Below are 25,238 nucleotides of genomic sequence, written 5' to 3'. Positions count from 1 at the left end.
GTTTACAGTGAAAGGGGGAGTAATTGTTCAGGTTTATATTCAAACAAAAAAAATATTTTGTGCTTTTTTTTGCCTTAGGCGGAATTAATTTGTTATGTACAATGAAGCTTCAAATATGGAATGGCCGGCTTCTTGATACGGCCTTAGGAAAAACTTCCTACTCTATGTCTACCCTAATGCTATTGTCATTATGGGCAATGATTTTTGCAGCTTTGTTTGCCTATTTTTATGATCTTGTAAAATCAAAACTTGTAATTGTTGCTGAGGCTGATTTACGAAAAACTTATTTTGATGCCCTTCTTAAAAAAAATATGGGAGAGTATATCAACATACCTGAAGGAAAAATAAGTGCAGATTATACCGATAAGATAGATGCCGTAAGCAGAGAGTATTTTTATGTGTGGACTGCTTTAACCGATAATGTTTTGATTTTTTCTGTAACGATAATAACACTTTTAACAATAAATATACAGACTGCTTTTGTTACTGTTGTCTTATTAATGATTCCTCTTATGGTTCCGACGGTTTTAAAAAATATTTTGGCCAAAGTTTCAAAGGAAAGGATGGAAGCGGTTGAAAAACATTTTTCGGCTGTAAGGACATGGTTAAAAGGAATTGATATTATAAAAGTTTTTTCTTGCGAGCAGTATATAATTTTCAGATATGATAAAGTAAACGAGTTTTTAAGAAAAAAACAAATGGATGCCGTAAAGGTAAGCTGCTTTGAAACGGCTTTGAGTTTTTTTGTATCTGCTATAGTTAATTTGCTTATGACAGCTTATTGTGCATACTATGTTTACAAGAATGTTTTTTCTATCGGAGAGCTTTATACCATAATGAGCTTAGTAGCAATGATGTCGCGGCCCATGTATTGGACTGCAAATTTATTAAAAACTTTCTTTTCTTCCCGTCCTGTGCGTGATGCAATGGTTGAATTTATAGATGCTAAAACTGAAATAGGGGAGGATGAAGTATTAAAAGATTTTACTGTTGATGCTAAGGGACTATCGTTTTCGTATAATGAAAAAAAGATTTTAAACAATACGAATTTTACATTTAAACAAAACGAAAAAATATTGATCTTAGGTGAATCGGGTTCAGGAAAATCTACTATAATGCGTCTACTTTTAGGAATGCACGCTCCCGATTCCGGTTCAATTACGATAGGCGGAACCGCTCCCCAAAAAATAAAAAATATTTCCGATGTGGTTTCCATTCAGCAGCAAGAAGCTTATATCTTTAAAATGAACCTTTTAGATAATTTATTTTTGGATAAGGAAATTACTGAAGAAAAAGTTAAGGATGTTCTTAACTCCGTAGGTTTAAATAAGTACACCGAAGATAAGTATTTAAAAGAAACCGTCATAGGTGAAACCTACGGTTTTTCGGGCGGAGAAAAAAAGCGTATAAGCATTGCAAGAGCCGTTTTGCATAAACGCCCGATTATGATATTCGATGAGCCTCTTGCAAATATCGATAACGAAAATATTGAGCGGGTAAAAAATTTAATTTTTTCTATAAAGGATTCTACAGTAATAATTATTTCGCACATTGCGGATACCGAAACAAAAAAACTGTTTGATCGAATTTATAAATTCGATACAAATGAAAGGAGCTTATATGAAGAAGCTGTCTAATCTTGAAAAATTATTTATATTTCTTGCTCTTCTATTTTTAGTCTTTTCGGCTGCAGCCGTTACGGTTTTTTCATGGCTAGGCGGAAAGATAGCCGATGCCGCCGTAAGTAAGGATATTCAAAAAGTTATTGTTTTTATTTCCGTATATTTTGTTGCAATACTGGTAAGAGCCGGAGGACACGGACTTTATTCTTATTTTTTCGGAAGATTTAAAACAAGCCGCTTAAAGTTTCTCAGGCAAGGTCTTTTTCATTCTTGGGTAAGAGCCGAGTACGAAGAATTTTATAATATTGATGAAGGAAAAAAACTTTCATACTACCAACAACAGCTTCCTTCCCTCAACGGACTATATTATCAGTCCTTCTACGGAATGGGTCAGATTCTTATGGAAACTATTTTTGCTTCCGGCTTTCTTTTATATATTAATTTAAAATTAGCCCTTGTAAGTTTATTTTTTGTTTTAATAACCTCTCTTATTCCGCAACTATTTAAAAAGATTTTGGATAAAAAACAATCCGAGTCCATAAGCATTTTAAACGGACACATGGGGGAATTTTCGGATTGGTTAAAAGGTTTTGAAGTAATAAAAAATTACGGCAGTGAAGGACGTTTTCAAAATCTCTTAAATAAGTCGGTAGAAAGATTAGCAAAAAAACAATTTTCCGTTTCAGCCGTAAGTATCCTATCCCGAAATCTTTCTTCTCTTGCCTCTCAATTAAGTATAATTACCGTTGTTTTTTACGGTGTTTATCTTATTTATAAAAACGAATTAAGCATTGCCGAATTTATGATGGCTAACGGTTTGATTGTACAGCTGAAATCTCAAGTTTATTATATTTCGATGTATGTTAATCACTTTATTATGAGCAAGGTTATATTCGACGGTTATAAGAGTTTGGTGGTTAAAGAATCGGAAGAAAAAAAGATTGAAGCCGAGGTTTCGTCAAGCAATATATCTTTTGATGATGTAAGCTATGCTTATAGTGAATTGCCTGTTTTGCAAAATGTCAATAAAAAATTTACCGATAACGGAATACATATTATCTATGGAGAAAGCGGAAGCGGAAAGTCCACTGCAATGAAAATTCTTTTAGGTCTATTAAAACCCAAAAAAGGAAATGTTTTACTCGATGAAAAAAATATTTATTCCATCAAGAATAGGTCCGATATTATTTCGTTTTTAGCTCAAGAGGCTGTTTTCTTTGACGATAGTTTAAAAAACAATTTAACCTTAGGTGAAGATATTGCAGAAGAAAAAATCTTTACCTTGATGGAAAAATTAGGTTTAGAAAAAATTTGCAAATGCCGAATCTTTGAACATGGACTTTACGCACATCGAAAATAAATTTTCAGGCGGAGAATTAAAGCGTCTAAGTTTTGTGCGTACCCTATTGCGCGATACGCCTGTAGTAATTTTTGATGAGCCCTTTGCAAATATCGATGCTCAAAACATAGGAAGGGTAGAAGATCTTATTTTAGGTTTAAGGGATAAGAAAGTTTTTATTGTAACTCATCAGCTTAATGACAGAATTAAAGAAAAATCCGTTTCTCTTTGGAAGATAGGCAGATAATTGTAATAATCTTATAAAAATCAAAGTTTTTTAGAAATCTAGTATAATACTTTTCCCAAGTAAATTGTTAATGCATTCTTCCATATATGCCTGATTGTGTTCTTTGTAAATAGGATGTGTTTTTTTTATTTTTTTTAAATCCTCATACGGAATACATTTTTTGCCGCGATAATTTTTATCTAACCATTCTTCAGAAACCTTATACCCTCTTTTATGCATTTCGTTCATGATAAGTTCATGGTACTGAAAGAGTTTGTACGGCGAGTATAAAAATACATAATCCACTACCGAATGCTTTTTACCCCAGCCGTTTCCGCGTAATGCACAGCACTCTCTGTGCTGCCCGAGAAGCTGCTGAGCCGGAAGTTTTGCTATAAGGTCTTCATGCCATAACCGCATTGTTTTCCTCCGTTTTATTCGTGCGGAGGGTTTAATACCCCGACGCTCTGCGTCGTAACAAAGGTATTAAAGCCGACTGCAACCACCTTATGAGAACAACATACCCCGATGCTTTGCGTCGGGGTATGTTGATTAAAGATAGTGGAAGCTTCCAAATATTTGTTAGGATATTTTTTTAACAATGTTGAAAGATAGCTTAACACCTCATTTTGATCTATTTTATTTTCCTTATAGCGGGACATTAGATAAAAAAAATGTGTTTTTTCATCTTCGTCTGCACTGTTTTTAAAATAGCCCCATATATGCTGTAATGTATTTATTATTTCGCTTTTATTTTCATCAAGTTTAAGGGCATTATCAATTAACAGTTTAAGCTCATCCGGATTTGCCGTATCCTTTTTTAAATACTCCCGTATTTCTTTATATATTTTTTGAGACTTACTTAAAACCAGATATTTGTTTTCAGCCCATAACTTTTGAGCCGCTTTTTTTTGTGTATTCATATATATCCTAAAAAAAGATTTTATTACTTTTTTATTGTGCCTTATTTATGTTTCCTTTGCAATTATTTAATTGTATATTAGTTTGATAAAATGAAATTTATTAATCAGGCAATATTTTTTTTTAACATCACATATTCATTCGTTCTATATTCTTCTTTTTATTTCCATCTTGGGATAAATACTATAAAAAAAGACATTAGAACACCTTGTAAAAAATTACTGATGATTTTTTTGCAAGGTGTTCATGAGTATAAAGATAAGATTATGCTATTCTATAATCGTTACTCTGTCATCAATATTTTCTTTTTCTTTCGGGTCGGGCTCGCTGCCGATACCGCCGAAGGGCATTTGAGCAATCAGCACATATTCCTGCGGAATGGAAAAAAGCGATTTTACCTTTTCATCAATAACAGGATTGTAGTGCTGCAGTGAAGCTCCAATGCCTGCTTCCCGTAAGGCTGTCCAAACGGCGAGCTGAAGCATTCCGTTTGCCTGATTTGCCCATACGGGGAAATTGGCGGCGTAAGAAGCGAATTTTTCTTGCAGAGCCTTTACGGTTTTTTCGTCATAAAAGAACAGAACCGTACCTGCTCCCGCCTTAAAAGAATCGATTTTTTCACGCGGAACTTTGCCGCCGAATACCTCGTATATCGAATCCCACAATAAATCATGCTTTTCGCCGAATACTGTAACTACCCGTGCACTTTTCATATTAAAGGCATCAGGCACCAATTCTACCGCTTTTTTTATTAAAGCACCGGCTTCTGCGGCAGACACCGGCAGGTTTTTATTAATGTTGTAATAAGACCTGCGTTTTTCTAAAGATTGTATAATTCCCATATCCTTCTCCTATTTATCAATAAATGTTCCGTTATGCAAATCACTAAAAGCCTTTTGCAATTCTTCTTTTGTATTCATTACGATGGGTCCTCCCCATGCAATGGATTCGTTTAAGGTTTTTGAGCCGACAAACAAAACTTTTGCCGTATCTGTTCCTGCCTTTATCGTAACGGAGTTTCCTTCAGTCAGTTTTACTGCCGTTTTTTCTTTTACGGTCTGACCGCTTATAACCGCATCCGAAAGGAGGGTAAACAGCATAACCGAATCGTCATGTTCCGTTTCGATTGTTATTTCGGCACCTGCATTGAGTGTAATGTCGTAATAGTTAAGCGGAAGATACTTGCTTTTAAAGCCTGTGTGTTCTTTATATGAGCCTGCAAGCAAGCGTATATAACCTCCGTCAAAAGGTATTTCCTTAATTTCCGTATTTTTTATGCTGCGGTATTCCGGCGGTACCATTTTTTTAGCCGCAGGCAAATTGAGCCAAAGCTGAACACCGAGGAGACGATCGCTTGCAGGCAGCTTTTCTTCATGAAGAATTCCTTTTCCGGCTGTCATCCATTGTACTTCGCCGTCGCCTACCGTGTCTTCAAAACCAAGGCTGTCCTTGTGCTGCATTTTTCCCTTGTACACATAGCTGATTGTTTCAATTCCTCTATGAGGGTGCATTGGGAAACCTGCCGTGTAATCATCTGGATTGGTGCTGTCAAAAGAATCAAGCATTAAGATGGGATCAAAATCGCTTGTTGTTCCGTGCCCCAACACCCGTACAAGATGAACTCCTGCTCCGTCTTGTGTAGGGAAGCCTGTAACTGCTGTTTTTATTTTTCTTTCCATAGGTTTTTCCTTTTCCTTGAGATATAAAATACATAATACATAGCATTTAGTCAAATTTAATTATGTATTTTAAAAATAAATTTTATATGTTTTCTTCGTCTTTTTTTGTTTGAACTTTAAAACTTGCATATGTACCATAACTCCCGTTTTTATATTTTTACCGGATATATAATAATCCCTGAACTTAAAAAAAACGCTAAAAAATGATAGAATATAAACCGTAAAAAAGGCGGGCAAATCTTTTTTGGAGGTGGGCTATGAATACGGGCGTTGATTTTTGGAAGAATTACATGGATAGGCGGTTCGGAAATGAGCTGATATCCGAATGGAATAAAAATGTAAAAGTTGAATATGCGAGAAAAAACTTTACCGGGAAAGTATTTCTCGGAGGAGCCGGTATGGGCGGCCCCTTAGCTTATGCTTGCGATGCAAGATATAATCTCGCCGATGGATTAATATGCTGGTGTCTATGGGATTTTTCCGGTCCGCATTTTCCCTTAAAAAAGAAAACATACCGGAAATGGGCAAAAGAGGTAGATGCTTTTATAAAAGAAATAGAGCCTGGCAGTTAAGAATCAATTAGTATTTGATAAAGTTATTTCTTTATTTGAATCGCCTCGCGGCAATGCCCTAAGCATTTACGGCATTAACGTTTTTCCCGTTTTCCATGCTTGACCGACTTTTTCGCCTATTGCATAATAACCGTACTGAAATTGATCGAACACAAAGGCGTTTAGTTTTGCAGGGTTTATTTTGCCGTTTTCGTCGAGTACTTTTTCATCGGCTATGACGTTGACTATTTCTCCTACAACGCGGAAGCCGAAGCGGTCATTCTGGATAGCAGCTGCCGTACATTCAAGCGTCAACGGAAATTCTTCTACGATGGGAGCATCCACACGGCTGCTTTTTACCGCATGCAATCCCGAGCGTTCAAATTTATCGTGCATGGTATTTGCACTCGCAATTCCGAAAAAATCCGCCGCTTCAATATGCGGAATATCCGCCACGCTGAGTGTAAAGGCCTTCCTGTTTTTAATATTGGCTGAAGTTTTATGCGATTCGTCAAGGTTTAATGCGACCATGTTATTATCGCAGATTCCGCCCCAGGCCATATTCATAACATCGACAGAGCCGTCTTCATTGTATGTTGCAACCATCAACACCGGCATCGGAAACACAAAGGGATGTACTCCTAAATCTTTTTTCATATCTACCTCTCTTCTGTTCTAAATGATTTTATACATACTATCACTTTTTTGTTATTTATTCAGCTGCCCCGCTTTTTTGTATTTTCGGAATTCGCATAGCCTTGCAGTAACCTTGCTTTCGGCCAGGCTCCGGAAAAATATGCTATCGGCACCTTGCTGCCATCCTTTCATGATTCTCCTCCCCCCATTTTTGCATGGACTTTAAGACCTTCATAAAACTTTTCCCCATCTCGGTTAGAGAATATTCTACACGCGGCGGGATTTCTTTATAATCATGCCGTAAAAGAAAACCGTCGGCTTCAAGTTCGCGTAATTGCTTAGTCAAAGAAGACTCGTTAATTTCGCCTATCTTGCGGCGTAATTGTCCGAAACGATTAATCTTTTCAATTCCGATATAGTAGAGAATTTCAATCTTCCACTTTCCGCCCAGCATTTTTTGAATTGCCGAAACCGTTTCACATCTTTTTATAGCTTCTGCCGTTTTTTTCATACTATGATAATTTTATTATAAAAACTATATAAAAACAAGTACGCTAAAAAATAATAGTACTTGTTTTATCATGGCGCATACTTTATATTAGAATTACTTCGCAATTTTGATAAATTTTAAATATGTTTTTATGGAGGAAGTTATGCATTTTACGGGAACTATTTGGAGGCCGCCTTATGAGGCTTCATCGTCTTTATTACAGGTTACAGCCGGCTGCACACATCATAAGTGCAAGTTTTGTTCTCTTTATTCGGATCTGCCCTTTAAATTCCGCCTTTCACCCGACTATGAAATAGAAGCGGATTTAAAGGAGTTGAGTATTTACTATCCGCAAGGAAAGCGGATGTTTTTAACCGGTGCAAATCCTTTTGCCCTGCCGACGGAAAAATTAAAAGCGCTTGCCGAAAAAATTCATAGGTATCTGCCCATGATTAAAACGATAGGCTGTTTTTCGCGGGTAACGGATATAGCCCCGAAAAGTTTGGATGAGCTTAGAGAGCTTAAAAAATTAGGTTATGATGAAATTATTATCGGTACCGAAACCGGAGACGATGAAACTCTCTTATTTATGCGCAAGGGCTACAAAGCTCAAGATATAGTTTATGAATTGAACAAATTAGATGCGGCAGGAATACGCTATCATATTTCATATTTGAACGGGCTTTCGGGCGAAGGAAACGGAAGACGGGCTGCCCTAAATACTTCTGCAATTTATAACCGAATAAATCCGATCAGTATAAGCATCGTTGCTCTTACCGTATTCCCCGAATCGGAACTGTATACCGAAATACAAAAAGGGCTTTTTATCGAAACTTCTGAAATAGAAAAATTAAAAGAACAAAAAATCTTAATCGAAAATCTAAATATTGAAACCATGATTTATGCGGACACTGTTTCAAATACGGCTCCTATCTCCGGCAAACTTCCTCAAGACAAGGATAAGATGCTGAAGCATTTACAGAATGCGATAGATACTATTGATGAAAAAATGTTGAAGCATTACAGGAACGGGATATTGCATTTATGATGAGGTTTGACAAGATTCAATTAGGAATGGAGAAATAAAGTCTTTTGCTTTAAGTTCTCCACTCCTGGTTATTTTAATACACCCACTTTTCCGTAGCGGTAGATTTATCGATCATGTTTCTGTACAATTCAGAGCTTTGTAAAAGTTCCGAGTGTTTGCCTTCAGCTTCGATTTTGCCTTCATTCATTACGATAATCTTGTCGGCGTTTTCAACCGATTTTAATCTATGTGAAATGATTATGACGGTTTTATCTTTAATTAGTTTTTTTAGACTCTCTTGAATTTTCATCTCGTTTTCGACATCGAGCGAAGCACTGATTTCATCCAAAATAATTATCGGGGCATTTTTTAAAAAGGCACGGGCTATTGAAAGACGCTGGCGTTCTCCGCCTGAAAGACGGCTGCCGTTTTCTCCGACAAAGGTATTCCAGCTTTCCGGCAAGGCTTCAATAAAGTCCGTACAGTTTGCAAGGCGGGCTGCTTCCTTTACTTCTTCGTCGCTTGCATTTTTATTCCCGACGCGGATGTTTTCCATAATCGATGTGTTAAATAAACCGACATCTTGGAATACAATCGAAATTTTTTCGAAAAGACTGTCGGTGTCGATTTTTGCAATGTCTTTTCCGTCGATAAGAATTTGTCCCTTGTTGTAATCGTATAGGCGGGAAGCTAAACGGAGTACTGTTGTTTTACCGCAGCCGGACGGGCCGACAAGGGCTGTAACTTGATTTTGTTCTGCTGTAAAAGAAATGCCGTCAATAATTTTTTGTCCGTCGTTATAAGAAAATTCAACATCCTTAAATTCGATACCGTATTTTTGTAAGTTTGCAGGAGACCCTTCTTGAACTTCTGTTTCTCTAAGCTCATTGATGCGTTTAACTCGTGAATCAATGTACATTATTTCTGCAAGGTTTGCTTCAACAGCTGCAACTGCATCAACAATACGAGCGGCTGCAATAATATAACCTATAAAGTAAAGAAGAGGAGCTGTACCGGCCAAGTACATTTTTAATCCGAAGAAGACTGTTACGCCTATAGAAAATTTCAATGCGGCCATGGCGATATTAAGCGGAATTGCTTGATGTGCCTCGACGGAAAGATGAAGTCTTTCGGCTTCATCAACATTGCGGTTTAGTTTTTCTGCAACTGTATCTGTGCGGCCGTAGCTTTTAATTTCTTGCTGAAGCTCAATTGCTTCTTGAAAAAATTCGGAACGCTGTCTTTGCTTGTGAAAGTCCCGTGTGGTTTCTCGTATTTGAATCTTTTTTGATAAAACAAGTAAAATAAAACTAATGATAATGGGAATAAAGACGCAAAGTCCTAATGCTGGATGAGCCGCTATCATCATTATTCCTACAATTACAAGGTAAATAACAAGGCCTATAGTTTGAGGAATGGCATGACTTATTGCATGTTCTATTACCGCAACATCGGCCATAACAGTTTGAGATAAATCCGATATGTCATGTTTGGAAAAATATGCAAGAGGTAAGGCTCTAAGTCTGTTTGCAATTTCGACTCTTAATTCTTTGCATTCTTTAAATGTGACGGTATAAAGAGTATTGTAATTTATACGTAAAAAAATATGCATTACAACAGCAATTGCTGCTATAAACCCTGCATAAAACCAAGCACCTTTTAATGAGCCTTCAAAGTATCCTTGTAAAAAAAACATAGTTAAAAATACGGGCAAGATATATACAATATTTGAAATAACTGACCATATCGATGCCGTAACCAAATCCCGAGCTCCTTGCTCGGTAACTGCAAATAATTTTTGTAATCTTTTTATCATTCTTAATCTCCAATTTTAGGGGGAGAGAACACCCCGTTCAGAGCAGGGTTTTCTCTCCCCCTATAACCCCCTCTCTTTCCCGCGCTGCCAAAGGGAGTGCCCTTTGGAAACCCCAACCTAGTTTTTAGTTTAGCTGCGGAAAAGCTTTGAGAAAACATTGTGAGTTGAATAGCTAAGGCGCGTTTCCTTGATGCTGTTCAACGTCCGATTTAATAATTGCAAAGGTACATTTGTACTTTGTTTAATTTTTAATTCATAATTATGAGTTAAGTTAATGTACGTCGAGGACTGTTTTTTGTTAAGCGACAACGCAGATGCCCGCATATTTTCAAAAGCGCCATTCGTTTGCCTTAGAATACAACTTCTGAAGCTGACAATATTTTCCGTCTTTTGTCATAAGCTCCTTGTCGCTGCCGCGTTCTATTATGTTTCCGTCTTCAACAACCAAGACCTCATCTACGTTTTTAATTGAACTTAAACGGTGAGCAATCATGATAACCGTTTTATTTTTCATAAGATTGGAAAAGGCTTGCTGAATTTCGTATTCATTTTCGGGATCGGCTGCGGCCGAGGCCTCGTCCAATATGATTATATCGGCATTTTTTAAAATAGCTCTTGCGATTGCAACCCGCTGAACTTCTCCGCCCGATAAATGAACGCCTTTTGAGCCGATTAAAGTATGTTCTCTATCTTTAAACTTATCCAATATGTCATCACATCGGGCAAGAGTCAAGGCCTTCATTACTTCTTCATCGCTTGCATTTTTATTTCCCATTTTAACATTTTCAAAAATGCTTGTCTTAAAAAGTTTAGAAGTTTGGAATACAAAGGCAATATTTTTCATCAGTGCATTTTTGGAATATGAAGCGATATTTTTTCCGCCGATTAAAATTTCTCCCTCATTGATTTTATAAAAACCCGAAATAAGTTTTGCAATTGTAGATTTTCCTCCGCCGGAAGAGCCGACAAGAGCATAGGTTTTATTCGGTTCAAGTTTAAAGCTGACATTGTTTAAAATCTTTTCTTCATTGTAACCGAATGAAACGTTTTTAAATTCGATGCCGAAGTTATCGAATTTTTCTTCGGTTCCGTGCTGAATGTTATCTTTACTCATTTCGGTAAAAAGATTTTCCAATTTATCTACGACGCTTTTAGCTTGAAAATTATACATACCGACATACATAACACGCATAAATGAACTAAATAAAATTCCTGTAAAGCAAATATAAAATATAATTTTTGTAATAATTATACTTCCGTCGGCACCATTATTCATATAATAAATTGCAACCGGTATTGTAAAAGTTGCAAATAAATTGAACAGTACTTGAAACATTACATAGGGTCTTCTACAGCTGAGCGTATATTTGTATGCTAAATCGGAATACTCTGTGATTGCTGTGTAAAACGCTTTAAATGATTCTACTGTGCTTTTAAAAATTTTTATAACCTGCATACCGCGAACATACTCAACCGCTTCGCCGTTCATTTTTTCCAAGGCTGCCTGATACTTTTGCATAAAATGCCTGTCGCCCATCATAAACATCATCTGCACAGCTCCGATAACGGCAATAATCAATAGCAAGATGCCGAGTTTTATATCCACCATAAAAATGATGATGAACATCAAAATCGGAGTAAGAAAGGCTGCAACATTGTCGGGAATAAGGTGAGCGACAATCATGTGAGTTTCTTGTGCATTGTCGTCAATGATTTTTCTGATTTTTCCTGAATTGTTCATATCAAAAAAAGCGAAGGATGCATTCATCAAGTGTTTGATTGCCGCTTTACGCAAATTCGATTCTAGCCGAAAGCCCAGCACGTGAGAAGCCCACAAGGAAGAAAAATATACAAGGCTGTATCCGAGCATAAGTGCAACAATGACAGTTGCATAAAACGAACCGTCCGTAACGCTTTTTGTTACTAAAAGCGCATACAAGAACTTCCATAAGTACCAAAATGCTCCCATTTGGCAAGCAACGCCCAAAGCGGAGCAAACAATGGAAATATACACACAGTGTATTTTTTCAGGCGTGTATTTAAACAATCTTTTGTATGTGTCCATAGACACCTCCTATAAATAATTTGTATTACTTAACGGATAATGTGTATTTGAGAATGTAATTACCCATTACCGAGACTTGTACAGTATAAGCGGGCAAGTTAAATTCCTAATTCACAAGTTAAGCATTTGCCGCCAGTTTCCAGCTGATACCCGATTGAAAGTTGTTCCACATTTTGGTATACGAGCCGCCCTTTGCCAAAAGCTCCGCATGGGTGCCGGTTTCTTCAATTTTACCGTTGTTGATAACGCAGATTTTGTCTGCATTCACAATAGAAGAAAGACGATGGGCAATCATAATGACGGTTTTGTTTTTAAGCAGCTGACTGAAGGTCTTTTTGATTTTATACTCGTTTTCCGCATCGGCAAAACTAGTAGCCTCGTCCAGCACGACAATGGGAGCGTCCTGTAAAAGGGAGCGGGCAACGGCAAGCCGCTGAGCTTCTCCGCCTGACAGGTAAGTTCCTTTGGTGCCGTACACGGTGTCTATACCGTTCGGAAGTTTTTCGATAATGTCCATGCACTCGGCTTTTTCGAGCACAGCAAGCACTTCTTCGCGCGTTGCGTCTTTTTTGCCGTAGCGGATATTTTCAAAAATACTTTCGTTAAAAAGTTTATTTTCTTGAAACACAAAGCTGATAAGGTGCATAAGGTCATCCGTTTTGATATCCTTAATGTTCACGCCGCCGATGCTAATTTCCCCCGAATCGAGCTCCCAAAAGCGTCCGAGCAAATTGACGAGGGTTGTCTTTCCTCCGCCCGAAGGCCCTACAAGGGCGGTAAGCGTATGTTCCGAAAGATTAAGCGATACACCGTCGATAGCTTTTTTAAAAGACCGGGCAGCTTTTTCTTCCGTATTCTCACCATTTGTGCTTTGCGCCGTGCTTTCGGCATTTTCTTTATAAGAGAACACAACATCTTTAAACTCAATGCCGAATGTCTGCGGCATAACGGATTTTTCAGGCTCCGGAGCGGCTTTTTCATTTAAAATAGCTTCGATACGGTTTAAGGCATCACCGCCTTGCATATTCAAACTGGAGCCGTACACGATTTTTATCATCATATTAAATAAAACAGGCGAAAGAGAAAGATAAAAAATAAAACCGTACAAAAACTTTGCATAAGGCTCGCCATCTCCTGCCGTTCCGGCAAAGATAAATGCGGCGGGAACCAAAAAGATAAAGCCCGCTTTTAATAGAGCAAGAAAAACTGCAAAGCCGTTTTCCCAAGCAACGGTATACTTTAAAACATTATCACGGTAGTTTATAATCGAACTGTAAAAATCCTTAAAGCGGTGTACCGATTGATTAAAAGTTTTAATAACCGAAATACCGCGGATATATTCCGTACCGGCACTGTTCATTTTTTCAAGTGAGTTTTCATAACTTTCCATAAATCCCATTTTTTTGCCCTTTGCCATCATCACACCTTGAAGAACAAAGGCGATAACAAGTGTCAAAAATGAAATAAGGCCGAACCGCCAATCAAAAAAGAAAAGTAAAAACAAAACGGCAATCGGACTAACTATATTTTGTACGACATCGGGCAGCATGTGTGCAATAAGACCTTCAAGCGAATGGACATTTTTTTCAAATACCTTTCGCACAGAACCGCTTGCATGTGATGTGTGCCAGCCGACCGGAAGGCGGGCAAATGTTTCCGCCAAGCGCATATTCATATTCCCCATTAAATTGAATGCGGTAATATGCGAACATATAAGAGCACCGAAGTACAAAAGGAAACCTGCTGCAGCGGAAATAAGAGCCGCCGCTCCGTAAAAAATCATCCGGTTTATATCGATCGGCACACCCGACATATAAGCTGAAATAATATCGCGCATAACATAAAACACAACTGCATACGGAATAAGCAGTGCAACCGTACTCAAGCTCGATAAAAAAAGCGACACATAGATAAAGGGTTTATGCTTCCCCGCATAAGAGAGAATGCGGCTTACAACCCCAGCCTGTTTTTCCTTTTTAGCCTTCTTTTTTTCTTCATTTTTATTCATTATGTACATCCTCTAAAATAATTTTTAATTCTTAATTACTTAAACCAACCCTGTTTTTTCAAAGTGTTTCTTTAAGAACTTTTTACCCAAAAGCCCGCCGAGTAATCCGCCTGCAAAAGAGGTCGCGTAGAGAATCGGCATAATCCAGATAGGCAATCCCGTTAATTCAGCGGCATAGGCGGTTCCCATCATTTTTTCGGTGAGAGCAAAATATTGCTCTTTTAAAATAAAAATTTGCCAAAAGCCTCCGCACAATGCTAACGACATAACAGCATAGCTTACTATGTTTCCCTTTGCGGTATTATAACCGAGCACCTTACGTACAATTTCCGCAATGGCGGCAACTATAAGCGAATGGATTGCAACGACCGGAGTGTGTCCCATCAGCGTCATCAAACAGCCAGGAATAGCGACGAAAATAAAAAGTGCAAAAGGCTTTTGCACCTTGGCAAGTAAAAACAGTACTGAGATTCCCAACATTACACTGACGGCAAAAGGAACCGCTAAAAAAGTCAGCACCAAAAAACCAAGGGGAGTTCCAATTATAGTCAACCCAACAAAATAAATAACGGAAAAAATGGCGATATTTATCAAATCCTTTAAAACCAATTTGTTGTTCATAACAACCTCCTTAAAAATTAAACACTCCAGCTTTCGCTTTCTTTCTGCAGCTTATACATCACCGGATACGATGATCTTCCCTTTATCAACTCTTCGTGAGTACCTATTTCTTCTATTCTACCGTCTTTGAGAACGACGATCTTGTCGGCGTTTTCTATTGTTCTTAAACGGTGAGCGATGACGATGACGGTTTTATTTTTGACCAGCTTGCTCAATGCTTCTTGAATAAGCGTTTCGTTTTCGGGGTCAAGGGCTGCCGTTGCTTCATCGAGCAAAATAATAGGCGCATCTTTTAAAAGTGCACGGGCAATGGAAAGCCGCTGCCGCTCGCCGCCTGAAAGGGTATAACCGTTTTCGCCGATAAGCGTATCGTAGCCTTCGGGCAGTTTTTCGATAAAATCATGGCAGCGTGCAGCTTTTGCGGCTGCAAGCACTTGTTCCTTGGTTGCATCCTTATTGCCGACAAGGATATTGTTGTAGACTGTGTCATTAAAAAGCACTACATCTTGAAAGACGATTGAAAAAGCGGTCAAAAGGGTTTCAGGGTCTACGGTAGAAACATCCGTGCCGCCCACACTCACCATGCCGGAAGCAGCATCCCAAAAGCGGGCTGCAAGACGGGTAATTGTTGACTTGCCGCAGCCTGAATGTCCGACGAGGGCAGTGATTTCCCCCTGCTTGGCAGTAAAGCTGATATTGCTTACCGTATCGCGGCTTGCATTATCATTGTATGAAAACGAAACATTGTCATATTGAATATCGTAGCCCTTGGGGTTAAAAGTTTCGCTTCCTTTCTGCTTGGGGTAGTTTATGATTTCCATTTGGCGTTCGACTGCCGTGCGTGCGTGGAAAAACTCGCCGAGCAGCATAAAAACGGCGGTAAGGGGTTCAAAAATTCTTCCGGCAATCAGTAAAAAGACGAGGTAAGTAAAAAGCGGGAGACTTCCTTGTGCATATAAAACCGCTCCGACTGCAATAACCAACGGAAATCCAAAGCGGATAATTATGATGGAACCTATCATAGTCGAGCCGACAAATAATTCGGCTTTAACCGCTTCCTTTGTGCTGTGTGCAATATCGTCTTTTACCTTTTGTACATAGCTTTCTTTTTTGTCGGAGGATTTAAGTACCTTGATATTGTCGAGCATTTGCTGAATGGAATTATAAACGCCGAGCAGTACTGTGTTAATTCTAACTGCATAACGGCGGGCTTGTTTGCGTGATGAGTATACAAGCAAAAATCCGAAAACGGAACAACTGAAAAGAGCAATCGTCATTCGCCAATCAAAAAGAGCAAGCATTGCCGCCGATACAATAATTGAAATTGACGCCCCGAACAATTCGGATGCCGTGTGGCTTAGTGCATGTTCCATTGTAGCAACATCGTTTAAAAGCGTTGCCGTCAAATCCGATAAGTCTTTTTTTCCGAAATACGAGAGGGGCAGCTTCCTGATACTTTCTGCAAGGGAAATACGCACATTAGCCGATTCGTCATAACAGCTTGTATAGGTTTTGCGGTACTTGAGTTTTTCAATTAAAAAAAGCACAATAATGATCAGTACACAAATCCCTAGATAAATCCACGGATTAAAAGCTGCAAGGGAACCGCCTTGAATGGGCTTTAAAAGTTCCTGCAGTGCATAAAATGAAAGTCCCAACGGAACAATCAAAAACAAATTCCCGAAGGTAGTAACAGCTACTGCCTTGTTTAGATCCCGCGCTCCCTTGTCTGACAGCGCAAAATAATTCTTTAACATTATGCCTCCTATAACTGATTCATAATTTTTAATTCATAATTAGGAATTGAATTAACTCCTAATTAAGTACTCCATCTTTCAAATAATTAAAGACCTCTTCGGCTTTTTCTTTTGTAAATTCCGAATGAGAAATCACAGCTCCTTTTTCCATTAAAATTATTTCATCGGTAACAAGACTTAAAAATTCAAAGTCGTGACTGATAATTAAAATAAGTGTTTCGGGCGAGCGTATCGAGTTAATTAGTTTTGCAGTTTCTTTCATGTGAAAGTAGTCCATACCCGAAGTCGGTTCATCCATTATGATGATTCGCGAGTTTGAACTGACGGCAGCTCCGATTGAAACTCTTTGTTTTTGTCCTCCCGATAAACTTAATGGATGCTTATCTTTTAATTCCGTTAAATTCATCGACTTTAAAATTGTTTCAACACTCGGAGTGCGGTTTTCCGTATTTTCGATTGCGGCGTTTTGTTCTCGTTTAATCGTTTTGTTTTTTCCTAAAGCTATTTCATCTTCAACGCTTTCGGTAAAAAGCTGATAACCTACATCCTGCAATACCATGTACGAAAGAGCAAGCCTCTGTTTTGCCGTTATTTTTTTTTCATTCAGCAAAACGGAATCTTTTTTTGCCTTGAGTAAACCTGTAAGACATTTAGCAAAAGTGCTTTTACCTTGCCCGTTTTTTCCGGTAAGGGCTATCACCTTGCCGAATCCCATTTTTAAGTTTTTCACACGGAGAAAATCATCTTTTTCTTTTTTAAAACGGTAGCATAAATTTTCTACGGTCATAAAGTTTGATGATTGTGACTGTATATCATCCGAATCTTCTAAACGATTAAAAACATTTTTATCCATCATTATGGGGCGAAGTAATAGTTCTTTTCTATTTTGTTCCGAAAGAGAAATGAATTCTTTTTGCGAAAATTCTTTTTCAATTTTGCCTTCTTTTATTAAAAAAGCCCTATCTATAAGGTTTTTTAAAAAATACAGACGGTGTTCACTTATGATTAAAGTTTTTCCCGATTTTTTTAAAAGGTTAAGAACTTCAGTTATTTTTTCTATATAGTATAAATCCAAATTGGAAGTAGGTTCATCCAGAACAATAATATCCGTATCGGCAGCGAGGGCAGATGCTATAGCGATCATCTGCTTTTCTCCGCCGGAGAGATTAAAAATATTCCGATCGAGAAGATGTTTGATATTTAAAAATTCCGAAATAAATGTCAGCCTTTCATGCATATCCTCAAAAGGTGTTCCCATATTTTCAAGGAAGAAAAGAATTTCGGAAGTAGTATCCAAATTAAAAAACTGAGATTTCGGATTTTGAAAAACGGTAGAAACTTTTTTTGAAATCTCGTAAATAGGTTTTCCCTGTATCGGTTCTCCTGAAACTTCAAGGGAACCTAAAAGTTTTCCTTCGTAATAGTTTGGAATTAAACCGTTTATTGTACGCAGTAAACTGGTTTTTCCGCAGCCGGAAATTCCTGTAAGCAGAATGCATTCTCCCTTTTTGACCGAAATTGAAATATCATTTATGGCAGATAAATTTTTCGTGTTTGATTGATCCGTATTTTCCGAAGAATGATAATTAAAACAAAGGTTTTGAAGATTGACGGCTGTTTCCATTATGCATGTATCCTTGTTAGGGCTGCAGCGATAAACACTGCGATGATATAAATAAAAATCACAACATCGGCGCCTGTAAAACGGGAAGTCTTATAGCGGATTTTTTTTAGAAGGAGCATCTACTCCCTTTGTATGTCCTGCTGCAGCAAGTTCATCTCCGATTCTTGAAGCGGATGATAGAAGGGGAACCATCACATATTCAAGCGTTAAAAAAGGTTTAGTGATTACGTTTACCGCGTTAAGTCCGATGCCGCGCATCTTCATTGCATTTTTAATATTTCCATATTCTTCTTTTAATGTAGGAAAAAAACGGAACATAACCGCTACGGTTATGACTATTGAGTAAGGCAGTTTTAATTTTTCGAGGGCATTCATTAAAAGTCCTACAGGAGTTGAGGCAATGAGATAATTTCCTGCGACAATAGGCATCATAAAACGGCGTACCATAAAACCGACCGGCAATACGACGGTTGTAACACCGGGAAGATTTTGAGGTAAATAGGTAAGGGCTGCAAGAAATAAAAAAACTGCCATCAATTTTATTGCAGACTTAACTTGCCCGTTCATCAAGAATAAAAAGGCCAAAAGGGCAGCGCTTAAAATTTCTAAATATATAGGAACAAGAATTGTTATCGAGGCTCCCATTGCCAAAACCAAAAATATTTTTGTCCGCGGATCAAGAATTAAGAGTGCATCTTTTTTCATCAAAATCTCCCCTAGGTTAATTCTTAATTGTGAATGCGTAATTAGGAATTGGGTTAATTCATCATTACGCATTACTAATTCCTACTTAACTACACCAAGCCTGCCTTTTCAAAGTGTTTCTTTAAAACCTTTTTACCCAAAAGTCCTCCGAGTATTCCGCCTAAAAATGCGGTAACATAGAGCATGGGCATAATCCACCAAGGAAGACTTGTTAATTCTCTTGCATAGTCCGTTCCCATCATTTTTTCGGTGAGGGCAAAGTATTGATCTTTTAAAAGGAAGATTTGCCAAAACGCACCGCAGAGCCACAGCGACATTATAGAATATCCTACGATGCTTCCCTTTGCTGTGTTATAGCCGAGTACCTTTCGTACGATTTCTGCAAGGACTGCAACGATTAAACTGTGGATTGCAACTACAGGTGTGTGTCCCATAAGAGTCATAAGACAGCCGGGAATTGCTGCAAAGATAAAAAGTCCTAAAGACTTTTGCACCTTTGCGAGCAAGAACATTACTGCAATTCCTAAAATTAAGCTTACTGTAAAAGGGAAAGCCAAATAGGTTATAACCAAAAAACCTAAGGGCATACCAATCACAAAAAGTCCGACAAAATAAATAACGGAAAAAATACCGATATTTATAAGATCCTTTAAAGCTAACCTGTTGTTCATCAACAACCTCCTAAAAAATTATGAATTAACTTTTTCCATCCAATAATATTTCCATCCGGCACAGTGATAGGTATTAAAATCCAGTACATACTCTATAGCTTCTTTTTTTGTTAAGTCATGATAGAATATTTCTTTTAAATTATCAAAATGCGAAGAAGCCATGACATGAATAAAAAATTTTATTCTTTTGGTAATTTTTACTCCGTCATATTCTAACCATCGTATGGTTTCTTTTTCCATTAGTTCAATCGCCTTGTCAAATATATCTTCATAAGAACTTCCCTTTGCACAGCAAATAAGAAGCTTCATCTCATCCCGGTGTTCGAAGAAAAAGTCGATCATGTATAAAAAACGCTTGCGTGAATTTTCAACAATCACGGAAAGGTCGCTTGTCTTCATATTATATTTGCTTTCTGAAGGAGAGGTATCTTTTTTTAAGGTTTTTATCATCTCATCAAAAACTTCTCCAACAAGGGTTTTGAAAATAGCGTCTTTGTTTTTGAATAGGTTATAAATTGCTCCTGTTGTAAGACCTGCTTTGTTGGCAATAGAACGGACTCCGGTTCCCATAAAACCCTTTTCAAGAAATTCTTCCTTGGCTGCGTTTAAAATTTTTGCAGCCGTATTGAGGTCGTCCTTATCTGCTAAAATTTTTTCTTTCATAAATCCGTATAATGATAACACTGATATTTTTTAATAACACTGTTATTAAAAATCTAAAAATAAAAACAGTCATCGCAGCAAAGAATGTGCGATGCTGTAATCAATGGGTAACATTATACAAAAAATAAAAAATTAGTCAACTATTGATAACTTTTTTTTAGATAAATATTTATAAAATATGTCCTCCTTGTTTAATTATTTTATTTTGTGTAAAATTGAGTAATTATATACTTATAGAAGATAAGGAGAAATTTATGAGTCTTACAAAAGATATAGAAAGTTTGATTCCTCACCGAAAGCCTTTTTTGTTTGTGGATGAGATTATATCTGCCGATGAAAACGGCAGCGTGAGCGAGCATGTTTTTACTCAAGAAGAATTCTTTTTTAAGGGACACTTTCCCGAATATCCTGTAGTGCCCGGAGTTATCCTTGTCGAAACAATGGCTCAGGCCGGAGGAGCAGCTTTGAGTTTTCAAAAGATTTTTGAAGAAGGCTCTTTATTCTTTTTGGCTACCGTCGATAAGGTTAAATTCCGCTCTCAGGTTAGGCCGGGGGACAAGGTGAGAATGGAAGTTACAAACTTACGCGTATCGCCCCGAATGATTAAGCAGGCTGGTAAGGCCTATGTAGGCGATACCCTTGCCGCCGAAGCCGAATGGATGTGCCTTGTCGGCAAGGAGGCTTAAGGCCTATTTTGAAACATAGCCCCCTGCAAAGTCCATAACACTTACGGCACCGTAGGGGGCCTTACCAGTATCATTATAACCGATACCTACCTTTTTAAATTCTTTCTTGAGGATATTTATGCGGTGCCCTCGATCGGGAACTCCGTCATCGATTAAAAGCTGTGCTACAATTTCTTTTCCTGTTTTAGGGCCGTATGCACAGTTTTCTCCGGCCGTTATAAGCCATTTACCGTAACGGTTCATTCGGTCAAAGGGAGAAGATCCATCGCTTCCGTAATGACCGATTTTTCCTGTTTTAGCTTGGTCATCGGCAAGCCATTGGGCTGCAAGACTTAAGCCCTTTTCAAGCTCTAAATTTCCCATAGGCTTTGTCTTCATTAAAACATTTATACATTCTTTTAAAGGTGTTGTTCCCTCATTTGTTAATATAGGAATTTCTGCGGGAACCTTGTAAAGTTTTCCATCAAAGAGTTTAAGCCGAGGTTTAAGCTCCTCTTCTGCATATCTTTGAGGATTGCTTCTCACCCTGTTAAGCTCCATTAAAATTTCATTTATAATCGGCAGCTCATTTTTTTCGCTTGTAGAAATTCCTGAGGCGGGAGCTTGCTGCACATTATTTTCTTTAAGTTGAGAAAAAAGGCTTTCACAAGAACCTAATAAAATTATGGCGGTAAAAAGCCATATGATACATAGTTTATTTTTCATAATCTTAACTCCATAGAACTTAATTCTTAAATGGGATTGTAACATGGATTTTGCCTTCATATCAATATGACTTGATAATTTTAGTCTTATCAATTATACTTTTTATTATGGAATACACAAAATCGATTGCGGAATGCATCAGGACTGTTGAAGTTGTAAATTGTTTTGGAAACGATAAGTCTCTTATAAATTCTACCGAATATGATTCACGGAAGATTCGGCCTTGCGGAATTGATGATAAAACGCATCTTAAAAAAGGAGCCGCCTTTTTTGCTCTTCCGGGTATTCATACCGACGGAAAAAAATTTATAAATTCTGCAATCGAAAGCGGAGCTGTTTGTGTTTTTTATGAAGGAGATTTAGAAGCCTCATATACTGAAGATAAAACGATTGCTGCAGTCATAGAGCAAAACAAAGATGTGTGTTTTGTGCAGGTGAAGGATGTTCGCAAGGTCATGTCCAAGGTCTCTGCCTTTCTTTATGATGAGCCTTCAAAGGCCTTAGGAGTAATCGGGGTTACCGGAACCGAGGGAAAGAGCAGTACGGTTTCTTTTATTTTTCAGCTTTTAAACCTCTGCGGAAAAAAAGCCGGCTTTTTCTCTACGGTAGAATACTCCATAGACGGAAAGATAATTCCTAACCCTGAACACCAGACCACTCCGGAATCGAACATTGTCCAGCTGCGTCTTGCACAAATGAGGGACTCAGGCTGCGGCTATGCTGTGGTAGAGTCTTCCTCACACGGCCTTTCCCCGAGAACGGCCCGTCTTGAAGATGTGATCTTTGATGCAGGTGTTTTTATGAATGTAACTCAGGAGCACTTGGAATTCCACGGAACTATCGAGCAGTACCGCTATGACAAGGCTAATCTTTTTAGAGCCTTGGATAAAAATGAGGGGAAGGGTATGCCGATATTCGGGGTAGTAAACTATGAAGACCCTTCAGCTCCTTATTTTATGGAAGCAACCAAAAAAAATGTCTATCCCTTCAGCACCGAGCCTAAAGACCTAAAAAAGATAGAAGAATATGAAGGTCTTTTTGCAAAGAATATTGAAGAGTCTTCAAACGGAATTAAATTTACCCTTTGCGATTTTTCTTCTAAAAAAGAATACAGGAGCGAGCTAAAACTTGCAGGCATCTTTAACGTAAAAAATATTTTGGCTTCGGTCTTGGCCGTTCAAAAAATTACCGCTATCGATATCGAAGCCATAATCGAAAAACTCGCTCTTGTAAAACCCGTAAAGGGCAGGATGATGCTCATAGATGAGGGTCAGGATTTTGAAGTGCTCATAGACTATGCTCACACCCCTTCTTCTTTTATGACAATTTTTCCTTCTATAAAAAGCCGTATAGAAAAATCCGGCGGAAAGGTCATAAGCCTTTTCGGTTCCGGCGGAGAGCGTGATGTAAAGAAAAGACCGGAGCAGGGCAGGATAGCGGCTCTTTATTCCGACATCGTAATCCTTGCAGATGAAGACCCTCGCGGAGAAGATTCCGTTGAGCTTTTGGAAATGATAGCCGCAGGCTGTCCCGAAAAAAAACGGAACGAAGAACTCTTTATCATCCCCGACCGCCCCTCAGCCATCAAAAAAGCCTTCAGCCTTGCCGGCAAAAACGACGCAGTCCTCCTTTTAGGGAAAGGACATGAAAACTCCATCATCTTTAAGGATAGAACCATGCCCTACGATGAAGAAACAACGGCAAGAGAATTGTTAAAAGAAATGCTTGGAAAATAAGAGTCTATTTTTTACAAGGATTGACAGCCTCTCTTTTTTTGGATAGAATATGCTGTTTTTGTCTATTTTAAGTGCTTTTAAGGAAGAAATTATGTCAAACGAAAAGAAATTATTACACTGGGCAGATCAGACTGCCGAAAAAATCATAAGAGAGAGGGGAGACCTCGATGTTTACACTTGTGCATCAGGTATTACGCCTTCCGGAACAGTTCATGTAGGAAACTTCCGCGAAATTATTTCCGTAGATTTGGTTGTGCGAGCCTTACGCTCCCGCGGAAAAAATGTGCGCTTTATTTATTCTTGGGATGATTATGATGTATTCCGCAAGGTTCCTTTAAATATGCCTAAGCCTGAGGTTTTGGAAAAATACCTCCGCTATCCGATTACGATGGTTCCCGACACCTTTGAGCGGGACGAAAACTACGCCCGCCACCACGAGCATGATGTAGAAGCCGTATTGCCGAGAGTCGGTATTCACCCCGAATACCTTTATCAAGCCGAGCGCTATCAAAGGGGGATGTATGCTGCCGGTATGAAAAAAGCCTTGGATAATAGGGAGGAACTTAAAGAAATTTTAAATACATATCGTGACGAGTCTCATAAGATTACCGAAGAGTACTGGCCCGTTTCGGTTTTTTGTACGGTCTGCAACAAGGACACTACAAAGATAGAGTCCTGGGATAATGACTGGACCTTACGCTATTCGTGCGAGTGCGGACATTGCGAAGACTTGGATTTACGCAGGGCAAAATCCGCAAAGCTGGGCTGGAGGGTTGACTGGCCTATGCGCTGGGCCTTTGAAAAAACAGTCTTCGAGCCTGCCGGAAAGGATCATCACTCTCAAGGCGGCTCCTTTGATACGGCGAGCTTAGTTTCCACCCGCATTTATAACTGGCCTGCCCCTGTAAGTTTCCGCTATGACTTTATCGGGTTAAAGGGAGTGCCCGGAAAGATGGCTTCTTCTAAGGGAAAGGTTGTAAGCCTTGCCGAGGTACTCGAAGTTTACCAGCCCGAAGTTGCCCGTTATCTTTTTGCAGGCACAAGACCCAACACCGAATTCGTTATCAGCTTTGATCTTGATGTAATTAAGATTTATGAAGACTATGACAAGACCGAGCGTATTGCATGGAAGGCCGAACAGGCTAAAAACGATGAGACCTTCGAAAAAGAATATAGAATCTATGAACTTTCGCAAATAGACGGAATGCCTGAGTGTATTTCTTATCAAATTCCTTTTAGACACTTGTGCAATCTCTTGCAGATAAATTCCGGAGATATTGAAGCCGTAATAAAGGCTCTTCCCGATGTAAAGCCCGGCCAGCTTGACCGGCTGAAGACAAGAGCCGAATGTGCATGGAACTGGATTACAGACGGAGGTGCTCCCGAAGAGTTTAAGTTTGCTCTAAGGACTGACGGCTCAAAGGCTGATTTGAACGAGGCCGAAACTAAGGCTATTAAAACGATAAGGGATTCCCTCTTACCGAAAATGGATGAGATGGACGAAAAGACCTTTTCGACAGCCCTCTATGATGCTGCAAAAGAATGCGGCTTAGAACCCAAGCAAATGTTTGTCGCCTGCTATCAAGCCCTCGTTTCAAAAGATCAGGGCCCTCGCCTTGCAGGCTTTATGAAAACCATTGGAAAAGAAAGACTGGAGAATATTTTAAAAAATTATTAAGGCAAAAAGGCT

At 38.5% G+C, this 25,238-nt stretch carries 24 protein-coding genes; 8 read left to right on the top strand and 16 right to left on the bottom strand.

Translation table 11 applies throughout. The features are described 5' to 3' along the window. Positions 1-23: 23 nt before the first annotated feature. Genes E4O00_RS10140 through E4O00_RS10130 form a run of 3 tightly spaced genes read left to right on the top strand, consistent with a single transcriptional unit; the run spans position 24 to position 3,208 of the window. Complete coding sequence (locus tag E4O00_RS10140; RefSeq protein WP_371922692.1) at positions 24-1,637, top strand: ATP-binding cassette domain-containing protein; 1,614 nt, start codon at positions 24-26, stop codon at positions 1,635-1,637. After that, entirely contained in the window at positions 1,621-2,982 is a 1,362-nt protein-coding gene (locus tag E4O00_RS10135; protein WP_253677249.1) for an ABC transporter transmembrane domain-containing protein, read from the top strand. Before E4O00_RS10140 ends, E4O00_RS10135 begins: the two co-directional genes overlap by 17 nt. Continuing rightward, positions 2,957-3,208 carry a hypothetical protein gene (locus tag E4O00_RS10130; protein ID WP_253677248.1) on the top strand — a complete coding sequence of 84 codons (252 nt, stop codon included), beginning with the start codon at positions 2,957-2,959 and terminating at the stop codon, positions 3,206-3,208. The genes E4O00_RS10135 and E4O00_RS10130 overlap by 26 nt, the downstream gene beginning before the upstream one ends. Positions 3,209-3,238: 30 nt before the next feature. Here the strand turns inward: E4O00_RS10130 and E4O00_RS10125 are convergent, their stop codons facing one another. The 4 genes from E4O00_RS10125 to E4O00_RS10110 form a co-directional block, all read right to left on the bottom strand. Next, positions 3,239-3,607 (bottom strand): TIGR02328 family protein, encoded by a 369-nt coding sequence (locus E4O00_RS10125; RefSeq protein WP_253677247.1) that lies wholly within the window; start codon positions 3,605-3,607, stop codon positions 3,239-3,241. A 14-nt stretch (positions 3,608-3,621) separates the two neighbouring features. Then, positions 3,622-4,110, bottom strand: coding sequence for a YbgA family protein (locus tag E4O00_RS10120; RefSeq protein WP_253677246.1), 489 nt, complete (start codon positions 4,108-4,110; stop codon positions 3,622-3,624). Between the two features lie 267 nt (positions 4,111-4,377). Beyond that, positions 4,378-4,950 (bottom strand): nitroreductase family protein, encoded by a 573-nt coding sequence (locus E4O00_RS10115; protein ID WP_253677245.1) that lies wholly within the window; start codon positions 4,948-4,950, stop codon positions 4,378-4,380. 9 nt (positions 4,951-4,959) lie between these two features. Continuing rightward, on the bottom strand, positions 4,960-5,787 hold the full coding sequence (locus E4O00_RS10110; RefSeq protein WP_253677244.1) for a pirin family protein: 828 nt from the start codon (positions 5,785-5,787) through the stop codon (positions 4,960-4,962). A gap of 257 nt (positions 5,788-6,044) precedes the next feature. On the opposite strand from E4O00_RS10110, the gene E4O00_RS10105 reads away from it, so the two are divergent. Next, entirely contained in the window at positions 6,045-6,359 is a 315-nt protein-coding gene (locus tag E4O00_RS10105; protein ID WP_253677243.1) for a hypothetical protein, read from the top strand. Positions 6,360-6,425: 66 nt separating this feature from the next. Here the strand turns inward: E4O00_RS10105 and E4O00_RS10100 are convergent, their stop codons facing one another. After that, positions 6,426-6,995 carry a flavin reductase family protein gene (locus E4O00_RS10100; protein WP_253677242.1) on the bottom strand — a complete coding sequence of 190 codons (570 nt, stop codon included), beginning with the start codon at positions 6,993-6,995 and terminating at the stop codon, positions 6,426-6,428. A gap of 142 nt (positions 6,996-7,137) precedes the next feature. Then, the gene (locus tag E4O00_RS10095) at positions 7,138-7,485 is read right to left on the bottom strand and encodes a winged helix-turn-helix transcriptional regulator (protein WP_253677241.1); all 348 of its coding nucleotides are present in this window, start codon (positions 7,483-7,485) and stop codon (positions 7,138-7,140) included. 142 nt (positions 7,486-7,627) lie between these two features. Between E4O00_RS10095 and E4O00_RS10090 the strand changes: the two genes are divergently transcribed. Beyond that, complete coding sequence (locus E4O00_RS10090) at positions 7,628-8,512, top strand: radical SAM protein (RefSeq protein WP_253677240.1); 885 nt, start codon at positions 7,628-7,630, stop codon at positions 8,510-8,512. 73 nt (positions 8,513-8,585) lie between these two features. Here the strand turns inward: E4O00_RS10090 and E4O00_RS10085 are convergent, their stop codons facing one another. The 9 genes from E4O00_RS10085 to E4O00_RS10045 form a co-directional block, all read right to left on the bottom strand. Further along, positions 8,586-10,307, bottom strand: coding sequence for an ABC transporter ATP-binding protein (locus E4O00_RS10085; RefSeq protein WP_253677239.1), 1,722 nt, complete (start codon positions 10,305-10,307; stop codon positions 8,586-8,588). A gap of 328 nt (positions 10,308-10,635) precedes the next feature. Continuing rightward, positions 10,636-12,372 carry an ABC transporter ATP-binding protein gene (locus E4O00_RS10080; protein ID WP_253677238.1) on the bottom strand — a complete coding sequence of 579 codons (1,737 nt, stop codon included), beginning with the start codon at positions 12,370-12,372 and terminating at the stop codon, positions 10,636-10,638. Positions 12,373-12,490: 118 nt separating this feature from the next. Beyond that, entirely contained in the window at positions 12,491-14,380 is a 1,890-nt protein-coding gene (locus tag E4O00_RS10075) for an ABC transporter ATP-binding protein (RefSeq protein ID WP_253677237.1), read from the bottom strand. A 39-nt stretch (positions 14,381-14,419) separates the two neighbouring features. After that, complete coding sequence (locus E4O00_RS10070) at positions 14,420-15,001, bottom strand: MptD family putative ECF transporter S component (RefSeq protein WP_253677236.1); 582 nt, start codon at positions 14,999-15,001, stop codon at positions 14,420-14,422. 17 nt (positions 15,002-15,018) lie between these two features. Further along, positions 15,019-16,758, bottom strand: a complete 1,740-nt coding sequence (locus tag E4O00_RS10065; RefSeq protein WP_253677235.1) for an ABC transporter ATP-binding protein — start codon at positions 16,756-16,758, stop codon at positions 15,019-15,021. 58 nt (positions 16,759-16,816) lie between these two features. After that, positions 16,817-18,382, bottom strand: coding sequence for an ABC transporter ATP-binding protein (locus tag E4O00_RS10060; RefSeq protein WP_253677234.1), 1,566 nt, complete (start codon positions 18,380-18,382; stop codon positions 16,817-16,819). A gap of 90 nt (positions 18,383-18,472) precedes the next feature. Beyond that, positions 18,473-19,087 (bottom strand): energy-coupling factor transporter transmembrane component T family protein, encoded by a 615-nt coding sequence (locus E4O00_RS10055; RefSeq protein ID WP_253677233.1) that lies wholly within the window; start codon positions 19,085-19,087, stop codon positions 18,473-18,475. 89 nt (positions 19,088-19,176) lie between these two features. Further along, positions 19,177-19,758: an MptD family putative ECF transporter S component gene (locus tag E4O00_RS10050; protein ID WP_253677232.1), complete on the bottom strand. Its 582-nt coding sequence runs from the start codon at positions 19,756-19,758 to the stop codon at positions 19,177-19,179. Between the two features lie 18 nt (positions 19,759-19,776). After that, positions 19,777-20,421 carry a TetR/AcrR family transcriptional regulator gene (locus tag E4O00_RS10045; protein ID WP_253677231.1) on the bottom strand — a complete coding sequence of 215 codons (645 nt, stop codon included), beginning with the start codon at positions 20,419-20,421 and terminating at the stop codon, positions 19,777-19,779. A gap of 254 nt (positions 20,422-20,675) precedes the next feature. On the opposite strand from E4O00_RS10045, the gene fabZ reads away from it, so the two are divergent. Beyond that, complete coding sequence (fabZ, locus tag E4O00_RS10040) at positions 20,676-21,107, top strand: 3-hydroxyacyl-ACP dehydratase FabZ (RefSeq protein WP_253677230.1); 432 nt, start codon at positions 20,676-20,678, stop codon at positions 21,105-21,107. Positions 21,108-21,110: 3 nt separating this feature from the next. On the opposite strand, the gene E4O00_RS10035 is transcribed toward fabZ, so the two are convergent. Continuing rightward, on the bottom strand, positions 21,111-21,812 hold the full coding sequence (locus E4O00_RS10035) for a CAP domain-containing protein (protein WP_253677229.1): 702 nt from the start codon (positions 21,810-21,812) through the stop codon (positions 21,111-21,113). A 107-nt stretch (positions 21,813-21,919) separates the two neighbouring features. Between E4O00_RS10035 and E4O00_RS10030 the strand changes: the two genes are divergently transcribed. Both E4O00_RS10030 and lysS read left to right on the top strand, forming a co-directional pair. Next, on the top strand, positions 21,920-23,548 hold the full coding sequence (locus E4O00_RS10030) for a UDP-N-acetylmuramoyl-L-alanyl-D-glutamate--2,6-diaminopimelate ligase (RefSeq protein ID WP_253677228.1): 1,629 nt from the start codon (positions 21,920-21,922) through the stop codon (positions 23,546-23,548). Between the two features lie 91 nt (positions 23,549-23,639). Then, positions 23,640-25,226 (top strand): lysine--tRNA ligase, encoded by a 1,587-nt coding sequence (gene lysS, locus E4O00_RS10025; RefSeq protein WP_253677227.1) that lies wholly within the window; start codon positions 23,640-23,642, stop codon positions 25,224-25,226. Positions 25,227-25,238: the final 12 nt, after the last annotated feature.

The sequence above is a fragment of the Treponema sp. OMZ 788 genome (assembly GCF_024181245.1).
In the GTDB taxonomy this organism is placed as follows: Bacteria; Spirochaetota; Spirochaetia; order Treponematales; family Treponemataceae; genus Treponema_B.
The sequence above is the reverse complement of the archived record's forward strand: the minus strand, read 5'-3'. Positions and strand labels throughout refer to the sequence as shown.

Excerpts from the sequence above, each read along its gene's own strand:
- E4O00_RS10135 (WP_253677249.1), top strand. The coding sequence starts at position 1,621 with ATGAAGAAGCTGTCTAATCTTGAAAAATTATTTATATTTCTTGCTCTT.
- E4O00_RS10130 (WP_253677248.1), top strand. The coding sequence starts at position 2,957 with ATGGACTTTACGCACATCGAAAATAAATTTTCAGGCGGAGAATTAAAG.
- E4O00_RS10125 (WP_253677247.1), bottom strand. The coding sequence starts at position 3,607 with ATGCGGTTATGGCATGAAGACCTTATAGCAAAACTTCCGGCTCAGCAG.
- E4O00_RS10120 (WP_253677246.1), bottom strand. The coding sequence starts at position 4,110 with ATGAATACACAAAAAAAAGCGGCTCAAAAGTTATGGGCTGAAAACAAA.
- E4O00_RS10115 (WP_253677245.1), bottom strand. The coding sequence starts at position 4,950 with ATGGGAATTATACAATCTTTAGAAAAACGCAGGTCTTATTACAACATT.
- E4O00_RS10110 (WP_253677244.1), bottom strand. The coding sequence starts at position 5,787 with ATGGAAAGAAAAATAAAAACAGCAGTTACAGGCTTCCCTACACAAGAC.
- E4O00_RS10105 (WP_253677243.1), top strand. The coding sequence starts at position 6,045 with ATGAATACGGGCGTTGATTTTTGGAAGAATTACATGGATAGGCGGTTC.
- E4O00_RS10100 (WP_253677242.1), bottom strand. The coding sequence starts at position 6,995 with ATGAAAAAAGATTTAGGAGTACATCCCTTTGTGTTTCCGATGCCGGTG.
- E4O00_RS10095 (WP_253677241.1), bottom strand. The coding sequence starts at position 7,485 with ATGAAAAAAACGGCAGAAGCTATAAAAAGATGTGAAACGGTTTCGGCA.
- E4O00_RS10090 (WP_253677240.1), top strand. The coding sequence starts at position 7,628 with ATGCATTTTACGGGAACTATTTGGAGGCCGCCTTATGAGGCTTCATCG.
- E4O00_RS10085 (WP_253677239.1), bottom strand. The coding sequence starts at position 10,307 with ATGATAAAAAGATTACAAAAATTATTTGCAGTTACCGAGCAAGGAGCT.
- E4O00_RS10080 (WP_253677238.1), bottom strand. The coding sequence starts at position 12,372 with ATGGACACATACAAAAGATTGTTTAAATACACGCCTGAAAAAATACAC.
- E4O00_RS10075 (WP_253677237.1), bottom strand. The coding sequence starts at position 14,380 with ATGAATAAAAATGAAGAAAAAAAGAAGGCTAAAAAGGAAAAACAGGCT.
- E4O00_RS10070 (WP_253677236.1), bottom strand. The coding sequence starts at position 15,001 with ATGAACAACAAATTGGTTTTAAAGGATTTGATAAATATCGCCATTTTT.
- E4O00_RS10065 (WP_253677235.1), bottom strand. The coding sequence starts at position 16,758 with ATGTTAAAGAATTATTTTGCGCTGTCAGACAAGGGAGCGCGGGATCTA.
- E4O00_RS10060 (WP_253677234.1), bottom strand. The coding sequence starts at position 18,382 with ATGGAAACAGCCGTCAATCTTCAAAACCTTTGTTTTAATTATCATTCT.
- E4O00_RS10055 (WP_253677233.1), bottom strand. The coding sequence starts at position 19,087 with ATGAAAAAAGATGCACTCTTAATTCTTGATCCGCGGACAAAAATATTT.
- E4O00_RS10050 (WP_253677232.1), bottom strand. The coding sequence starts at position 19,758 with ATGAACAACAGGTTAGCTTTAAAGGATCTTATAAATATCGGTATTTTT.
- E4O00_RS10045 (WP_253677231.1), bottom strand. The coding sequence starts at position 20,421 with ATGAAAGAAAAAATTTTAGCAGATAAGGACGACCTCAATACGGCTGCA.
- fabZ (WP_253677230.1), top strand. The coding sequence starts at position 20,676 with ATGAGTCTTACAAAAGATATAGAAAGTTTGATTCCTCACCGAAAGCCT.
- E4O00_RS10035 (WP_253677229.1), bottom strand. The coding sequence starts at position 21,812 with ATGAAAAATAAACTATGTATCATATGGCTTTTTACCGCCATAATTTTA.
- E4O00_RS10030 (WP_253677228.1), top strand. The coding sequence starts at position 21,920 with ATGGAATACACAAAATCGATTGCGGAATGCATCAGGACTGTTGAAGTT.
- lysS (WP_253677227.1), top strand. The coding sequence starts at position 23,640 with ATGTCAAACGAAAAGAAATTATTACACTGGGCAGATCAGACTGCCGAA.